The organism is Hoeflea prorocentri, assembly GCF_027944115.1.
GTDB lineage: Bacteria > Pseudomonadota > Alphaproteobacteria > Rhizobiales > Rhizobiaceae > Hoeflea_A > Hoeflea_A prorocentri.
Window position 1 is genome coordinate 2,206,583 of sequence record NZ_JAPJZI010000001.1, and the last position, 15,877, is coordinate 2,222,459.

Here is a 15,877-nt window from a genome sequence, read left to right on the forward strand (position 1 = left end):
CGCGGCGGCTGTTCCTTTGGAGCCATGCAGCCTTTGAACTCTGGCGGACCGTGGCCGGGATGAATGCATTCCGTTGGTATGGGCATGAGACGGCTGTTTGGAAACATACGAAAAGATCCGGAACATCGGATTCGCATCGCCTATCGCCTCGTGCTTCTTGCGATGATTGGGCTTTTGGCGACATCGCATGTGGCCATCATTGTCGCGACGGAACGCAGTCAGCACTATGCCCTGGCATTCAAAGACATCAGCAATGAGCGCATGCTTTCGCAGCGGATCGTTCTTCTTAGCCAGCATGCCTTGAACGAAGCTGACGCCGTCACGCGTGAGGAAACACTGAGACTTGTCAAAGAAGCGCTTCTGGATCTGGAAGCTGTCCACACGGATCTTGCAAAGAAGGTGTCCGACGAGGCCGAAAACAATGCTGCAAGCCGACAGGTCAACGAAGTATTCTTTTCCTGGCCCGCTCAGCTCGACTACCAAATCCGTTCCTTGATAACCAATACAAATCAGTTCCTGAATTTTGCGATGTCTTCTCCGGATATTGCCGCCATCTACATGGCACCGATGGAAGACATCGCTACATCCCAAGTGCTTCCCGCACTCGACGAGGTCAATGATATCTATCAGGACAATACAAAGAGCGCGGTCGAGCTATTCAAACAGATTCAGCTCGCTTTACTGTTCTTGTCCCTGGGCATGCTGATCGTTGTCTGGCGGGCCCTCTTCCGGCCGCTCGCTGCTCAGATAGGCCAGCGCACACGGGAGTTGATTGTTGCACGCGACGATATGCAATATGCGGCCAATCATGACGGCCTGACCGGCCTTGCCAACCGCGATTTCGCTCTCCAGAAAATAGAAGAGGTCACGGAACACAAAGAGGAGAAGGTTGCGGCTCTCGCATTGCTTCTGCTCGACCTTGACGATTTCAAGAACATCAATGACAGCTACGGTCATCAAAGCGGAGACCGTCTTCTTTGTACTGTCGCCAACAGGTTGCGATCGGTTCTGGGGGATGAAGGATTGGCGTGCCGTATGGGCGGCGATGAATTCCTGGTGATCGTCGAAGGTGAAGCCTCTGTTGACAACCTGCCGCAAATCGCAGATCGCATCCTCAAACGCATGAATACCAAGGTGCCGCTTGGCGGCGCGGCCACATATGTGAAAGCAAGTATCGGGATCGCGCGTTTTCCGAAGGACGGCTCGGACACGGAACATCTGCTGACGGCGGCGGATCTGGCTCTCTATGCAGCCAAGAAGGCCGGCAAGGGCACCTATCAGTTCTTCAATGAAGATATGCAGCGTGAACTGATTGAAGCAAAGGTACTCGAGCACGACATCGACGATGCTCTGCGGTCGCAGCAGTTTATACCCGTATTCCAGCCTCAGGTGGATATCACAACCGGCACCGTTGTCGGTGTGGAAGTGCTGGTGCGCTGGCATCACCCCAGGCGAGGCGTTTTGCTGCCAGGTGATTTCCTTGACGCAGCGGCCAGTCTCGGACGTATGCCGGAGATTACCCGCATGGTCCTTGATCAGGCATTCGCCGCGGCTTCGAACTGGCAACAAAACGGCGTTAAATTCGGCCGCATGGCTGTGAATTTTTCACAACATGATCTCATGTGGAACAGTTTCCTGAACAATCTCATTTCAACGGCTGAAGACCACGGGCTGACCTCGGACTGCATCGCGGTGGAAGTCGTGGAATCCGTCGCGATCAAGAATGACAGCGAACAGGCAGCGCAAGCGCTCTATAATCTTCGCAAGAAGGGGTTCCAGATCGAGATCGACGATTTCGGCACCGGATTTGCTTCGCTTTCTCATCTTAACCGAAACCTCTTCGACCGGGTCAAGATCGACCGTCAGTTCGTAGCAGATATCGATACAAGCGAGCGCCGCAGGATCATCGTGGATTCCATCATCCGTCTGGCGCGCGCGCTCAACCTCAAGGTGGTTGCCGAAGGTCTGGAACGTCAGCAAGAAATCGATACGCTGACGAAGCTGGGCTGCAAGGAATTCCAGGGCAACGCCATCGCGCCGCCGATGCCGGAAAATGTCGCGCGTGAGTGGCTGCTTGCCCATGATCCCTCGGCTGTCAAGGCAATGGCTCAATCGGCAGTATCCGGCAACGCTTGACATCACGCTGTCGCCCCAACACTTTTTCAGTGTTGAAGACCCGAACGCACATGAAACTCAACGCCGACCAGATCACACGACTTACCGAAATCAGACACGCGCTGCACGCGGCACCGGAGCTTTCGGGAGCGGAGCACGAAACGGCTGAATTCATCCGATCGCATCTGGTATCGCTTGGGCCGGACGACGTTGTGACCGGGCTTGGCGGAACGGGCGTCGCTGCGGTCTATGACAGCGGCAGACCCGGCCGTTCGGTGTTGCTGCGCTGTGAACTCGATGGTCTTCCAATTGAGGAAATCAGCGATCTTGCCTACCGGTCCACCATCAGCGGATGCGGGCACCAGTGCGGCCACGACGGACACATGACCATGCTTCTGGGTGTCGCGATGATGTTGCAGGAAAACCCGCCAAACAGCGGCCGCGTGATCCTGCTTTTCCAGCCGGCGGAAGAAACCGGCAAGGGTGCAAGGGCCGTCATCAACGACGAGCGGTTCAAGTCACTTCAGCCCGACTATGCAATCGCGTTGCACAATCTGCCGGGCTTTGACCTGCATACGGTTTTGCTCAAGCCCGGAGCTGTCAACTGTGCGTCACGCGGTATCCGCATCGCGCTGACCGGGCGAACAGCGCATGCCTCGCAGCCGGAAACGGGGCTATCGCCGGCCCTCGCAACGGCCCGGATCATTGAGCGCCTGGACGGGCTGTCCAATTGCGAGCGGTTGGATGCCGGTTTCAGCCTTGTAACCGTGGTCCATTGTCGCCTTGGCGAACAGGCGTTCGGTGTTGCGCCGGCGGATGCCGAGATATGGGCAACGCTGCGAACCGTCACGGATGACGCGATGGGCACACTGGTCAGCTCCGCAGAAACCGTCGCCCAAGAAACCGCCCGGCACCACGGGCTCGCGCTCAACATCAGCTATGACGATGTCTTCAGCGCCTGCGACAACGACCCGGCACTCATCGTACAACTACGGGAAAGCGCAAAACGACTTGGTTTGACCATCAGGGATCTGGATGACCCGTTTCGCTTTTCCGAAGACTTTGGAGAGTTCGGGAGCGCCGGTGCGTCAGCAATGTTCTTTGTCGGCGCGGGCCTTGGTCAACCCGCATTGCACAACCCTGACTACGACTTTCCGGACGATATAATCCAAACCGGTACAAGCATGTTTTACGAAACGACCTGTCGGCTGCTGGGTGAAAACGGGCGTTAATGCTGAACAATCAAGCGTCGATGGTGCAAGCCAGCACGCGGCTGATATGCGTGAGCGGACGGCCCGATTGACGTCGCCATTGATTAAAGGCGGCCTGTGTTTTTTCCATGTCCTTTTTCGAACTTGGCGCCTTGTCGACAACGCCTTCGCGGATCAGCGCCGCAACAACGTCGCGTGACAGGATAAAACTATCCACTCCCATGAATCTGAGAAAATACATCGCGCTGTTGCCGCCAAGGCGTGCGGCTTTCTTTTTCAACATGGCCAGCAGTTCGACATAGTCCTCCGCCGGCCAGTGCGCAAATACGGTTGCGGCCGACCCATGCTCGCCCGCAAGATGGGCAAGGAACAGTGCGTTGTCACGAATCGCGGAAATTTTCTTACCGTGCCTTATTATGCGCGGATTGCTGAGATGCTCCCCGATCTCTTCGTCGGTCATAAAGCCCATGCGCCCGATATCGAACCCATGGAACACCTCTTCCATGTCGTCCCATTTGTTCTCAACGACCTTCCAGTTAAAACCTGCCTGAAAAATGCACTTGCTCATCTGCGCAAGCCAGCGATCGTCGGGGATCAGCTGAAGTTCAGACGCGCATTTGGGTGATGAAAGCGTACCCTCAAAGGCGTCGGTCCCGCCTTTCCGGTCGGCCGCGATCTTATAGAGCGTCTCGAAGTCCTGCATCGTCAATCCGTTCGTATTCGGTTGTTTATCCTATGCCTCATTGGCTTCAATTGTGATCGTGACCCGGCGCGGATCGAAGGCCACATAATCCGCGATCAGTCCGGCGAATTCTAACGGCTGTTCATAGGACCACGCCAGTTCGCTGGCTATTGATTGGTCCGCCCCCGTTACATCAAAATAGCTGGCCTGTCCCTTGAGCGGACAGTAGGTCGACTTTTCCGTCTTTTTCAACGTCGCCACAATGTCCGACCGCGGGATGTAGTATTGTGGAGGATAAATCTTGCGGCCGACTTCCTGAAGGCGGAGCGCATTGCTCGACTCAGCAATTTTCTGGCCACCGCGCATGACATGGATCTTCTGCTCCATGGCGTCGACCTGCATAAAATGCTGGGGACGATCCGGATTGTGTATCGCATTTTCGATCATGACAGATCCTCAAAGACAAAATTGGTCCCCACCATGGTCAAATGGGATCAACGCGTCAAATAGTCGAGACGAGGTGGCCGTCTTTGAGGGTTTTGCCGCTTTCTTATGAGCGGATTGACCGGGCGCACAAACAGCAGCGCGCCCGGACAAGCGTATTCCTACATATTGACCGCTTGCGCAGGCATCTCGTCGACGTCCGGCCCATCATGATCGACATGATCTCCCCGGTTGTCCCCGTCGCCGTCTATTACGAAACGGCTGACCAGTTCGACAAGGTGGTCGCTTTCCTGAGAGAGCATCCGGGTTGCGGCCGTCGCCTCTTCTGCCATGGCAGCGTTTTGCTGAGTGGCTTGATCAAGCTGACCGATCGCCATGTTGATCTCTTCGATGCTGAGGTCCTGCTCCTTGGCTCCGGCAAATATCTCACCGACCATTTTGTCGACCTCACCAACTTCCACAACGATCGCTTCCAACGCTACGCCTGTCTGTCGGACGAGTTCGGCGCCCTGTTCAACGCTCGTTGCAGATTCGGAGATCAATGCCTTGATCTGATTGGATTCTTCAGCCGAGCGCTGAGCCAGCGCCCTGACCTCGGAAGCGACAACCGCAAAGCCCTTTCCTGCATCTCCGGCACGGGCGGCCTCGACCCCGGCATTCAGTGCCAGAAGGTTTGTCTGGAACGCGATTTCATCAATAACGCCGATAATCTCGTTCATACGGCTGGCCGACTCCTCTATGTCGCGCATCGAGCTAACGGCTGAGTTGACGACATCACTGCCCCGCTGGGCCTTGCCCTTGGCGGTCGCCACCATCTCGCTTGCCTTCGTTGCGGCCTCGACCGTCGACTTCATCGTTTCCTTGATCTGGGCAACGGCAGCCGCCGTTTCTTCAAGCGATGCCGCCTGGCTTTCGGTGCGGCGGGACATCTCTTCGGATGCTTCGGCTATGCCACCGGAATTCGAGCGGATTTCATTTGCGGCCTGGGAAACTGTGCCCAACGCTTCCTGCAACTGTGTTGCCGCTGCGTTGAAATCCTGTTTGGTCTTCTCGTATTCGGCAGCGACATCCGCACCGATATAAGCGGTCAGGTCACCCTCGGCCAGGCGACCCAATGCGCCGCTGACCTGACTTACCGCATATTCGAGCTGATCGAATATCTGTTTACGTTCCTGCTCGGCTTTCCGTCTTTCCTCCTCCGCCTCCTTTTCCAGCTGCAACTTGTCGACAGCGGCCTGTTGGAAAACCTTGAGCGCACGGGCCATGACGCCAATCTCATCCTTGCGGTCGGTGCCTTGCACCTCAAAATCGATTTCACCTCCGGAAAGGCGTTCCATTGAATGCGTCACGTCGGCGACCGGTCTGGTTATGGATTGTGAGACATAGCGCAGCAGAAAACCCCCGATCAGCATTACCGCCGCCGAGATGACAAGATCCAGTACTAGGCTCCGCCAGCTCGCTGAGGTCAGGCTGTTCACATCGTCGATCATCGCCTTCGAGATCACGCCCTCAACATCCCTCATCAGGTTTATCTTTTCGGTAATGGCGGTGAACCATTGAGCCGATGTGATGCCCCGCAGGTCGCCGGTCCGAACAGATGCCAACGCCGTGTCGCGCATTCTTTGAACCTCATCGACCACAGGACCGGACACTGTCTCGTTGAAAAGGCCTATCAGCGCGGGATCGGCCAAGTCCGTGAAATCGGAAAAATAAATCTTCTGCGCCTGAATAAAGCGAATTAGATTGTCGTAGATCTCCGTTTCAAACCTACCGACACCGAAACCCACAGCGCCCATGGCGCGTTCACGGCCGGCATATTCCTTGCCGCGCAGGAAACTCAGATAGCTGATCATCGCCTTACTGATCCGGTCGTTGTGACTTGCAACTTCCAGTTCGTGTGCGATCTCAAGAAGCGCCTCGATCGTGGTCGTGTAGTACTGCGCCATCTGAGGCACGGTTATGTCGAAGCTATCGACCGCCACCCTTTTGGCGTCCAGCTGGGACAAATCATTGCGGGCGTGATTGACAGCCATTCCTAGCGTTTCGGGCAAGTCGCTCAGATCGAGCTTATCCAACTCGGCTTTGGCCTGCGCCAGCACATTATCAGTGTCGGTGCGTTGAGATGGCAGTTCGGATGAAAACGCCCCGCCACCCGATGAAATAAAACCGGCAGAGCGGCCGCGCTCCTTCTGCAACTCGTGGACCAGGGAGCCGATTGACGGCATGAGTGCGGCAAGCCTGCCCGAACTCTGCAGCTCAAGAGCTGATTTTGCATCCAAATAGACGACTTCGCTTGCAAAGAACAGCAGGCCCAGGGCCGTCACCATTGTGCCAGCCAGCAGCCGCATCGATATACTCAGGTCGTTGAATCTTTTAATCAACATAACAATCCCTCCACCCGCGACACTGCACACGGATGCCCGTTTGCGCGACGCGGATTTCGCCTTACCGTCGGATCAAAAATTTCAGGAAACCACAGCCGGAATATGCTGCAGGTTTTCGATCCCAATCAACATCTCGAACCAGACTCGAAACGGCGGGAATGCTTCATGCCGGGAACGGTGTTCCCCCTCCGTAGAAGCAAGTATCCGGCAGAGCCTTTGAGAAATGGTTAATGAAACCTGTCTCAAGTAAATACAATTTTACGTTTTATTTAGTATTTCTCTCTATTTAAACGAGTGTTTACAAAAGAAATACTCAATTAAAACAATGAATTGCTTTTCATATCTCAAGCCATTTGACTGGATATAACTGGAATGACGACGAACCATTCCAAATACATATCAAATAGATGGAGTTACATGCCGTCGACAATGACCAACGTGCAGTCGGCATTTGCGTGACGAATTGCCTTGACCGGCGCATATTCTTCGCTGTGGACGAAGTCGCGCGCCTTTTGCATATCCGGAAACTCAACAACGACAATACGTGTGGGCGACCACAAATCGCTTTCCACCACATCCGTTTCACCGCCCCTTGCGCGATATATGCCGCCATATTTCTCGGCAATCGGCCGTGCCAGAGCCTTGTAGTTCTCATATTCTTCAGGATTGGTGATTTTCGTATCGACGATAACGTAGGCGCTCATGGGTGGCGTTCCTGTTCGCAAAGCCGGGCCTTGGCCGCGACGGTTTCCGGTCCCGGACCGTCGCATAGGCGTTTGCGCGGGACAAGCGGTTTGTTTCGCTGACACTTGTCCGGCGCTTCAGGTCAGACCAGGGATAATGAGGGGACATCTCCGTGAGGCCAGGAGCCAGAACGGCGATAGAAGCCTCTCCTTACCGGCACAAATCCGCTGCCTGAAGCAGGCCGTGGCCGAAGACATCGTCCCTGCCCGGTTCTCCCAGATCCACGGCGCGCCTGGCGAGGGCCGCCATGACATCGTCATGGCCGCTGACCTGGGGATCCTGCAGTGCAAGTGCCGTGGCCGCGGTAATGAACGGCACGGCATAGGAGGTTCCGGTCGCAAACTTTGCACCGCGTATCGAGGCGGCAATCCACACTTCAACACCGGGGCCGGAAATATCGATGTGTTCGCCGCGCCCCGCACGGCGATAAACGCGTTTTCGATGATCCACGGCTGTCACCGCGATAACGCCCGGATAGGCCGCCGGATAGACCGGCTCGGCCCGGGGCCCGCGATTGCCGGCGGCCGCGACAATGATAATCCCGCGTTCATTGAGACTGCGGATTGTGCGCTCCAACACAGCGTTGGCTGGGCCTGACAGGCTCATATTGATGATGGCGACATCGCGGCTCGCAACCATGTCTATCGCCCGAACGAGCGTAAAAACGTCGCTGCGTTCATCGCCTCCTCCACCACGATAAAACGCATCGACGGCGATGACAGTGGCATTGGGCAGAAGTCCCGGAGACCTGCTTTCGGCAGACCCTATGAGGATTGAGGCCACGGCGGTTCCGTGCCGGCGCGACGACTTGCGCTCACCTTCCTTGACCGGAGAGCCAATGACTTCAAGTCGGCCTCCTTTGAACGCCGTATGATCAGGATTGATACCGGTGTCGATAAGACCGATCCTCACACTGGCGCTGCAGGAACCGCCACCGTTGACGGGCACCGGCCAGCCGATCATTTCGCGAGCCGGACAACCCGGTCCCTCGCAACGCGGCTGTTTCGGGCTTTGCGCTTCATTTGTCCGGTAGAAATGATTGAAGTCCGCGGTCGCATCATCGTCTGTAGCGACTATCTCAAGACGGGCGTCTTCCAGCGATATTCCCTCGCGAATACGAAAGCGCACCACGGTTTCATCGAGGACATCGATCTCCTCCAGGCTGAGGACCGTGTAGCCCTGCTCCACCAGATTCTCGACATCGTCATCGTCGAGGCCGGTCGCTATGATTTCATCGGGAGCGCGCGTTGCCCGCGGCGCCGGACGCGCCGTGGCCGTGTTGCGGCGTACCGGCCGGTTGGGGCGAAAGATATCCAGAATGTTGGGCAAATTCGGAACGCTCAAGCCCCTCGATCCGGACGAAGCGCCCCGCTCATTGTCATCGTCATCATCGTCGTCGTCCTCGTTGCCGCCATAGCCGTTGTCGCCGTTATCGCCATTGTCGCCACCATCACCACCATCCCCGTCTCCATCACCATCACCATCACCGTCATCGGCAAAGGCCGCCGCATGCCAGGTCCGCTCGGGGTCGACCAAGGCCTCAGCGGATAAAAAAAGTGCCGCAAGGATCAAAACACTGATAAAAGCCGACATCGAAGACGACGGATTACGGGGGGTTCCAAAAGGTGCCATGCTTGCCTGCTTTTTTGTTGCCTCGGGCCGAGCGACCCAACATCACTCTGGCAAGTTAACGTACGTGCAACCGTTTTATTCCAGAAAAGATTTTATTTCCGCCTGAGGGGTCCTATCACATATGGCTGACGAATTTGGCCAACAATTGATCGCCCTGCTGCCAAACCTGAGGCGATTTGCCATCTCGATCTGCAGATCACGCGATATTGCGGACGACCTCGTGCAGACCACGTGCGAAAAGGCGCTTGCAAACCGAGGCAGCTACCAGCCCGGCACGCGTATGGATGCATGGCTTTTCCGGATCCTGCGCAACAGCTGGATCGACCGGACCCGGCGGCAAAAAACCGAAGGGCCGACGACCGACATAGATGATGCGCATTTTCTTGTCGGTCAGGATGGTGCCGCTGTCACCGAGGCACGGTTGATGCTCGACGAGACAGCCAGATGCATCGCGGCCCTGCCGGACGACCAGCGCGAGGTGCTCATACTCGTCAGCGTGGAGGGCCTTTCCTACAAGGAAGCTGCCGAAGTGCTCGAACTGCCGATGGGAACCGTAATGAGCCGCCTTGCCCGGGCGCGCAAAAAAATTATGGGTGAAATGGGAATAGATGGCGTGACCACACGTTCTGAAGACAGGAAAGGTTTATCAAAATGACCGAACAGCGCTTCAGTGACGAAGAACTCATGGCCTTTGCCGATGGCCAACTGGACCCGGACAAACAAGCCGCGGTCGAGCGGGCCATCGACGCCGATGAGGAGGTCGCCGCACGCGTGGCGGCACTTATGGAAAGCGGCACAATGGCAAAAGACGGCCTGAAACCGCTGCTCGACGAACCGGTGCCGGCATCCCTCACGGCAGCGGTGGAATCAATGGTCAACCAACAAAGCAACGTAACGGCCTTTCCGGGCCGCGCCCGCGCAACGCCGCCAATGCGCCAGCGCTGGGCCCTGCCCCTTGCTGCCTCGATTGCCCTTGTTGCCGGTGCGATCGGCGGCTATTTCGTCGGCTCCCCCTCCCAGAACACCACGGGCGGCCTGAAGATGGCCGATCTGGCCCAACCGGGTATCGTCACCGCGCTTAACTCCGTCGCTTCCGGCGCTGAAAGTGCCCTTTCAGACGGAGAGCGGTTCCGCGCGATCGCCAGCTATCGCGGCGCGGACGGCGCGTTGTGCCGGGAATTCGAAGTTGACCACGCCGATGACACCACGGTGGTCGGCGTGGCATGCAGACCGTCCGAAACCTGGACGCTGCAGTTCACCGTGGTGGCGGGCGAAAATGCATCCGGTTATGCCCCCGCATCCTCGCTCGAAGCGCTTGATGCCTATCTGACAGCCGTCGGCGCGGGACAGCCGCTGTCGGTGGAAGACGAGGCCAGGCTTCTGGAAGCAATCAGGTAAAATCAGCGCGTTTCCGGCTTATGTGGAAACAGTTTGCCGGGGCATTTTGGCCTCCGACACGACTGCTTGAGTGCCGTGGTGTTAGCCCGCCACAGGCGCGAACCAACCCAGTTACAGACATATGCGTCAGGCTCATTCATCGCGGTACTTCAACATGATAGCCATTTAAGAGGCAACGGAATATCGGTTCATCGATGTCGCTGCGCCGCTTGCCCGAAGCCCGTATCGCGCTGCGCGGCACGCCTGGCCGAATGGACCGATTTTGAGCCATCGAATGCTTCCACCTGAGCCAGAAACGATTTGGTCGATCGCACCGAGCGAAAAAGCGCTCACGGGTGTTTCACGCCACCCGTGAGAGCCTTGGGGTCAGGTCGATCCTGTGGAAACGCTGGACGAGATCGAGGGGCGGATCCCCGGCAAGGACGACGGTTACATCGCGCTTTGCGAGTTCCAGAAGCAAGGACTCAAACACCTCCACATCGCCCGCAAGATCCGCATCGGCTATAAGGACGAGCTTGCTACGGCGCAAAACAGCCCTTGCCGCACGCACGCAATGCGCCGGAAGATCGAACAGCCGTCCATCCTCACGCACCTCCCGCGCCGCCTCGCACGCCGTTATTCCGAAGGCCGAGAGGACACGCTGGACTTCTTCGCCATCGACATCGGAAGGCGCACCGAGCGCGACATTCGATGCAACACTTCCCTTGACCAGCGGGAAGCCCGGTGAAACCGATGCGATATTGCGAAGCCAGGTTCTCGGGCGTATCGAAGCGCTTTCGTTTCCGAACAGAAAGAGCCCGCCGCCGCCTTTGGGTTTCAGACGCGAAATCTTGAGCACAAGATCCAAAGCTTCAGCCTCCGAAAGACCCGTTAGGGCAAGGCGTTCACCAGGGAGCGCGGTGAATGATACTGGCCGATCCAGCGGCCCGACCGGCATCTTATCGAGGCGCAGACACGGCTCATCCGGTAAAGGTTCAAGGTTCTCTCCCTGGTCGAGCTCGATGGTCGGCAGGCCAAGCACCGTCTTCAAACGCTCCATCGCGACGCGGTGCGCCAGCCGATATTCCAGCCCGAGGGCCACGGAGCTCAGATGGGTGGCAAGAAGGCCTGTCGTCATTGCCAGAACGCCCAGTGAGACGGCATCCATTGAACGCCCGGGCAGCGAAAAGACCAGACCGCTGGCAAAGACAACGACGGAGGGGAAGATGAGATCGCCACTGGACCGCATCAGGCCGGAAAAAGTGGCACGGCCGACCAGCGCCTTGTTCAAACGAAGCGAACGTTTCTCAATTCCACGCACAACCGGACCATGACGTCCAAAACCGAGCAGCGTCAGCCGCCCATTGAGGATTGAGCCGGCGCGCGCCGCTATGCGCCCCCGGCGGCGCCGGCTCTCCCGAATCCGCTTGTTCAGCGGACGCAGGCAAAAAATCACAGGAATGACCCACAGGCCGAACGCCAGGGCAAAAAGGACCGCCAATGCCGGCTCGAACTGTGTAAGCAACGCGATGATCGTTGCCAGCATGGCGCCCGCGACGACCATGGCGACAAGGCCGCTGGCAAGCCAAAGCTTGATGGCGGAGAGATCATTGACAACCCGTGTCATGACAAGGCCGGAACGCATCTGCCGCGCATCGGCCGGGATGCGCAGTATATGACTGATCAATGCCGTGCGCAGCTCTGTCACATAGCCGAGCGCAAAGGCTTCGGCATATCTGCGCTGCAGGATACGGCCAAGGATCAGCAGCGTCGTGCCACCAATCACGGCAGCCAACAGCGCCGGGCGCAGATCGGGTTGACCTGCGCCGGTCAGCAGGCGGCTGCCGGCAAAGGCGACCGTAAGAGCCGAAGCCGCCTGGACAACACCGATGGAAGCAAGACCGGCCAGCTGCAAAAGCCTGCGGCCGGTCCACAAGACGGGGATACTCATGGCTACTGTCCCGCGACGGCAGCCAGATCCATGCCCGCAAGGCCCGCCCACTCCATCACCGCATCGCGATCGAGCAGTTCATTAAGACCCATGACCGGGAAACCGGATGCTGTTGCAGCTTCACGGGCGGCAAGCGGCGAACGGGTCAGCGCGCCCGATATGCCGAGTACCCTGTGTCCATAGCGGGCAAGGTCGGATGCACCGGACACCGCACCCATGGCATCGCCCGCCGCAAAGAATGTACCGGTCAGGATCGACTTCAGCTGCTCCATTTGAGCAAGAGCGGCAGTCTCGGATTGGTAAAGTCCGTCCGCAATCTCGACGACCGCAACCGAACAACCCCGGCGTGACAGGGTCCCGAGCAGGTTTTCAGCGCCCTCAAATAAACGGTCCGGGTGAATGTTGAACGTGCTGGCATGACCAACATCGGTGAAGTCCAGCACTTCGGATGCACCGTAATCGCGCATCAGCCAGGGATCACCGCCTGCAGCCGTGCCTGTGATCTTGGCTGCTCCGACCCTGTACCCTGCGTCGGCAAAGCCCTTGACCAGCGTTGCGGCCGTTATCGTTTTGCCAGCGTTCATGGACGTGCCGAAGACAGCGAACACCGCCGGCGGCATCGCCCCCCTGGCGCTGTCGATCGCGAAGTCGGCCAGGTTGAGCGGCTCTGCCCGGGCGCAGCCGAGCAGACCGATCGGCTCTATGCTTGTCGGGCCGCTTCCCATCCTGTCGTGCCATGCGATGGCACGCGAGGCGACGCCACCGGCGGCTACGAGATGGCAAGGCCGAAGGTCCTTTGGAACATAAGCCTCATACTGGTCCGGCGCATAACGGTCACCATAGACAACGATGATCTCATCGCCGGGAAGGAGCGCGGCGCGCCTGCCGCTCGGCAACTCGATCCGTTTGTGCGAACCCAGCCGGCTGACGCGGGCCAGGACGAGATCGCCGGCTCGCGGTCCGGGCCGGTCCTTTATTAAAGTCTTTATTTTTTCGGTGGGAACACGCCGGCAGGAAAACGCCCTCTTTGCCGCGTTGACCACGTGTCTTTCGAGAATCTGCATCGGTCTCCCTTTCTATTTTCGACCAGCCGCACAGCGGCAATGGAAGGGGAACGGCGCAGCGGCAAACTTATTCCAGCCTGATCATTGAGTTTTTTTCTTCGCCGCCGCATACCGCCGCAAACAGGCGGAAATGGTGGCTTGCGGGCCGCATGTCACGTTCGGTTACAGTTGGTGGCATTGCGTGTTTTTGAGGGACAGCGGCGCCAACACTGCGTGGTTGATCTATCGCAAGGCGACGTGCAGGAACGCGGCCTAGGCTTTCAAGCACCAACAGCTCTTGTCCTTGCGACTGCACGGAGGTGAAACATGCGCATACTGCTTGTCTACGGCACCACCGAGGGTCAAACCCGGAAAATTGCAGAATTCTGTTCAACCAGACTGACCGAGGCCGGTCACGAGGTGGAGATGAGGGATAGCCGCAGGCGCATGGTCGATCTCGACATGCCCTCTTTTGATGCTGTGATACTGGCCGGATCCGTACACCAGAAGCAGCATCAGGAAACCCTGCAGAATTTCGCCGTGGCTCATCGCAAACAGCTCAAGGCGATTCCGACAATGCTTCTGTCGGTCAGCCTTTCGATCGCGTTTGAGAACGGTGAAGCAGAAGCAGCACGATACGTTGATGGCTTTGTGGAAGATACAGGGCTGAAGCCTGATTTTGTCGAACTCGTCGCCGGAGCGCTGAAGTTCGATCAATACGACTACTTCATGAACCAGATCGTCGAACACATCGTTCTGGAAAACCGGGAGCCGATAACGGAAGACCGGGAATTTACCGACTGGGATGCCTTGGGCAAGGCGGTCGACGCTTTCACGGGCTCCGTTGCAGATCGATGATCATCGACTGAACCTGACAGGAAGCCGACCTGCCGCACGCAATACGCCGCCGGGCGAGACCGAAGAAATGTTCGATGTTCTCCGGCTTCCTACGCCGACCACTTTTGGAAGCAGGCAATGAAGCCTGTGGCGCGGCATTTATCGCAAACAAATACTTAATAACATTCATAAAATACGGCTTCTGCATTTTCCGGAATCTTGAGTTGATTGAGTCACACTGCCTCCAAGTGGGGGTTGTGTTGTGTTTAGACTGTTCGCTTCGATATTGACCTGGATGTGCCTGACGATGGCTTTGTCGCTTCCCGCACATGCCGCATCCGCGCTGATGTTCAACATGACCATGGCATCTCCGAAAATGCTGATGGTGTCACCACAGTCGCCCTTGTCCGCCACTGCGGACGCCGAAGGTTTCTGCCTCGCGCTTGCGATCTATCATGAGGCCCGCGGCGAACCCGATCCTGGTCAATATGCAGTCAGCATCACGGTGCTGAACCGCGTTCGTTCAGGCGCTTATCCGGACAGCATCTGCGACGTTGTCTATCAGAATGCCGAGAGACTGAACCGCTGCCAGTTCTCCTTTGCCTGCGACAGGCTGAGCGACTTTCCTGGAAATCTTGAAGCATTTGCCAAGGCCCGCCGGATCGCGGAATTCACCAATGGTGTTCAGCCGCTTTTGGACAACGAGGCTGTCCTGGGCTCGCCCTTCGCGACGGTTGGTGTCATGACACACTATCATCGATTTGATGTCCGGCCGGTTTGGTCCAGGAAGCTCAAGCGTCTTGGGCAGGTCGGCGACCATATCTTCTTCAAGAGTGATCGTGTGGTCAAACGTTACCGCAAGATCAAAAAGCCGGTCCCGGCAGAACTCGCAGCTTTTGGCGGACCCGGTCCTGTTTATCCGGCTGTTGCAGACAAACCGTCATCCTAGTGTCCTCAAGCCGCCAGCGTCCGGCGTTGCTTGACACCCGATGATCGCGCTCGCTTAATGACTCCCGATACAAAATACGGGAGCACCCATGCATATCGCGCGCCTCGACCATGTGAACATCATTACCGTCAACCTGACGGAAATGGTGGCTTGGTATGAAGATATCCTCGGCCTCGTCGCAGGAGAACGCCCTCCATTCAAGTTTCCGGGTGCCTGGATTTATATTGGCAATGATCCGGTCATTCACCTCGTGACCACCGAGGGCGACCGCCAATCAATCGAGCCGAATATTGAGCACTTTGCACTGTCTGCCAGCGGACTTGCCGCGTTCATCAAGCGGCTGGAGGACAAAGGCGTCGGCTATCGCATGAACCTTGTTCCGGATTTCCCGATCGTGCAGGTCAACATCCACGACTATGACGGCAATCATATCCACGTCGACTTCCCGCTGGACGAACTCAGCGATGAGCTGAAGGCCAAATTGTAAGACTTCCCTCCCCCTGGGAAA

General features: G+C 57.4%; 14 protein-coding genes. 7 read left to right on the plus strand and 7 right to left on the minus strand.

Annotated features, from left to right (window positions below):
• The first annotated feature begins 84 nt into the window (after positions 1-84).
• Together OQ273_RS10425 and OQ273_RS10430 are read left to right on the plus strand one after the other, a co-directional pair.
• Positions 85-2,136: a putative bifunctional diguanylate cyclase/phosphodiesterase gene (locus OQ273_RS10425; RefSeq protein WP_267990433.1), complete on the plus strand. Its 2,052-nt coding sequence runs from the start codon at positions 85-87 to the stop codon at positions 2,134-2,136.
• Positions 2,137-2,186: 50 nt separating this feature from the next.
• The gene (locus tag OQ273_RS10430) at positions 2,187-3,347 is read left to right on the plus strand and encodes an amidohydrolase (protein ID WP_267990434.1); all 1,161 of its coding nucleotides are present in this window, start codon (positions 2,187-2,189) and stop codon (positions 3,345-3,347) included.
• Between the two features lie 10 nt (positions 3,348-3,357).
• Here the strand turns inward: OQ273_RS10430 and OQ273_RS10435 are convergent, their stop codons facing one another.
• The 5 genes from OQ273_RS10435 to OQ273_RS10455 all read right to left on the minus strand — a co-directional run bounded on the left by OQ273_RS10435 (position 3,358) and on the right by OQ273_RS10455 (position 9,212).
• Positions 3,358-4,029 (minus strand): DNA-3-methyladenine glycosylase I, encoded by a 672-nt coding sequence (locus OQ273_RS10435; protein WP_267990436.1) that lies wholly within the window; start codon positions 4,027-4,029, stop codon positions 3,358-3,360.
• A 30-nt stretch (positions 4,030-4,059) separates the two neighbouring features.
• Positions 4,060-4,455, minus strand: a complete 396-nt coding sequence (locus tag OQ273_RS10440) for a DUF427 domain-containing protein (RefSeq protein ID WP_267990438.1) — start codon at positions 4,453-4,455, stop codon at positions 4,060-4,062.
• 158 nt (positions 4,456-4,613) lie between these two features.
• On the minus strand, positions 4,614-6,836 hold the full coding sequence (locus OQ273_RS10445; RefSeq protein ID WP_267990439.1) for a methyl-accepting chemotaxis protein: 2,223 nt from the start codon (positions 6,834-6,836) through the stop codon (positions 4,614-4,616).
• A gap of 413 nt (positions 6,837-7,249) precedes the next feature.
• Positions 7,250-7,540: a DUF1330 domain-containing protein gene (locus OQ273_RS10450; RefSeq protein ID WP_267990440.1), complete on the minus strand. Its 291-nt coding sequence runs from the start codon at positions 7,538-7,540 to the stop codon at positions 7,250-7,252.
• A 190-nt stretch (positions 7,541-7,730) separates the two neighbouring features.
• Positions 7,731-9,212 carry a S8 family serine peptidase gene (locus tag OQ273_RS10455; protein WP_267990441.1) on the minus strand — a complete coding sequence of 494 codons (1,482 nt, stop codon included), beginning with the start codon at positions 9,210-9,212 and terminating at the stop codon, positions 7,731-7,733.
• A 121-nt stretch (positions 9,213-9,333) separates the two neighbouring features.
• On the opposite strand from OQ273_RS10455, the gene OQ273_RS10460 reads away from it, so the two are divergent.
• A complete protein-coding gene (locus tag OQ273_RS10460) occupies positions 9,334-9,867 on the plus strand; it encodes an RNA polymerase sigma factor (RefSeq protein WP_267990442.1) in 534 nt (177 codons plus the stop codon).
• Positions 9,864-10,610, plus strand: coding sequence for an anti-sigma factor family protein (locus tag OQ273_RS10465; RefSeq protein ID WP_267990443.1), 747 nt, complete (start codon positions 9,864-9,866; stop codon positions 10,608-10,610). Before OQ273_RS10460 ends, OQ273_RS10465 begins: the two co-directional genes overlap by 4 nt.
• Positions 10,611-10,950: 340 nt before the next feature.
• On the opposite strand, the gene OQ273_RS10470 is transcribed toward OQ273_RS10465, so the two are convergent.
• A complete protein-coding gene (locus tag OQ273_RS10470) occupies positions 10,951-12,540 on the minus strand; it encodes an ABC transporter transmembrane domain-containing protein (RefSeq protein ID WP_267990444.1) in 1,590 nt (529 codons plus the stop codon).
• A gap of 2 nt (positions 12,541-12,542) precedes the next feature.
• The gene (locus tag OQ273_RS10475; protein WP_267990445.1) at positions 12,543-13,604 is read right to left on the minus strand and encodes a P-loop NTPase family protein; all 1,062 of its coding nucleotides are present in this window, start codon (positions 13,602-13,604) and stop codon (positions 12,543-12,545) included.
• A 306-nt stretch (positions 13,605-13,910) separates the two neighbouring features.
• Between OQ273_RS10475 and OQ273_RS10480 the strand changes: the two genes are divergently transcribed.
• From OQ273_RS10480 to OQ273_RS10490, 3 genes are all read left to right on the plus strand, one after another.
• Entirely contained in the window at positions 13,911-14,441 is a 531-nt protein-coding gene (locus OQ273_RS10480) for a flavodoxin domain-containing protein (protein ID WP_267990446.1), read from the plus strand.
• A 241-nt stretch (positions 14,442-14,682) separates the two neighbouring features.
• Positions 14,683-15,369, plus strand: coding sequence for a cell wall hydrolase (locus OQ273_RS10485; RefSeq protein ID WP_267990447.1), 687 nt, complete (start codon positions 14,683-14,685; stop codon positions 15,367-15,369).
• Positions 15,370-15,457: 88 nt separating this feature from the next.
• The gene (locus tag OQ273_RS10490) at positions 15,458-15,856 is read left to right on the plus strand and encodes a VOC family protein (protein ID WP_267990448.1); all 399 of its coding nucleotides are present in this window, start codon (positions 15,458-15,460) and stop codon (positions 15,854-15,856) included.
• Positions 15,857-15,877 lie beyond the last annotated feature (21 nt).

Excerpts from the sequence above, each read along its gene's own strand:
- OQ273_RS10425 (WP_267990433.1), top strand. The coding sequence starts at position 85 with ATGAGACGGCTGTTTGGAAACATACGAAAAGATCCGGAACATCGGATT.
- OQ273_RS10430 (WP_267990434.1), top strand. The coding sequence starts at position 2,187 with ATGAAACTCAACGCCGACCAGATCACACGACTTACCGAAATCAGACAC.
- OQ273_RS10435 (WP_267990436.1), bottom strand. The coding sequence starts at position 4,029 with ATGCAGGACTTCGAGACGCTCTATAAGATCGCGGCCGACCGGAAAGGC.
- OQ273_RS10440 (WP_267990438.1), bottom strand. The coding sequence starts at position 4,455 with ATGATCGAAAATGCGATACACAATCCGGATCGTCCCCAGCATTTTATG.
- OQ273_RS10445 (WP_267990439.1), bottom strand. The coding sequence starts at position 6,836 with ATGTTGATTAAAAGATTCAACGACCTGAGTATATCGATGCGGCTGCTG.
- OQ273_RS10450 (WP_267990440.1), bottom strand. The coding sequence starts at position 7,540 with ATGAGCGCCTACGTTATCGTCGATACGAAAATCACCAATCCTGAAGAA.
- OQ273_RS10455 (WP_267990441.1), bottom strand. The coding sequence starts at position 9,212 with ATGGCACCTTTTGGAACCCCCCGTAATCCGTCGTCTTCGATGTCGGCT.
- OQ273_RS10460 (WP_267990442.1), top strand. The coding sequence starts at position 9,334 with ATGGCTGACGAATTTGGCCAACAATTGATCGCCCTGCTGCCAAACCTG.
- OQ273_RS10465 (WP_267990443.1), top strand. The coding sequence starts at position 9,864 with ATGACCGAACAGCGCTTCAGTGACGAAGAACTCATGGCCTTTGCCGAT.
- OQ273_RS10470 (WP_267990444.1), bottom strand. The coding sequence starts at position 12,540 with ATGAGTATCCCCGTCTTGTGGACCGGCCGCAGGCTTTTGCAGCTGGCC.
- OQ273_RS10475 (WP_267990445.1), bottom strand. The coding sequence starts at position 13,604 with ATGCAGATTCTCGAAAGACACGTGGTCAACGCGGCAAAGAGGGCGTTT.
- OQ273_RS10480 (WP_267990446.1), top strand. The coding sequence starts at position 13,911 with ATGCGCATACTGCTTGTCTACGGCACCACCGAGGGTCAAACCCGGAAA.
- OQ273_RS10490 (WP_267990448.1), top strand. The coding sequence starts at position 15,458 with ATGCATATCGCGCGCCTCGACCATGTGAACATCATTACCGTCAACCTG.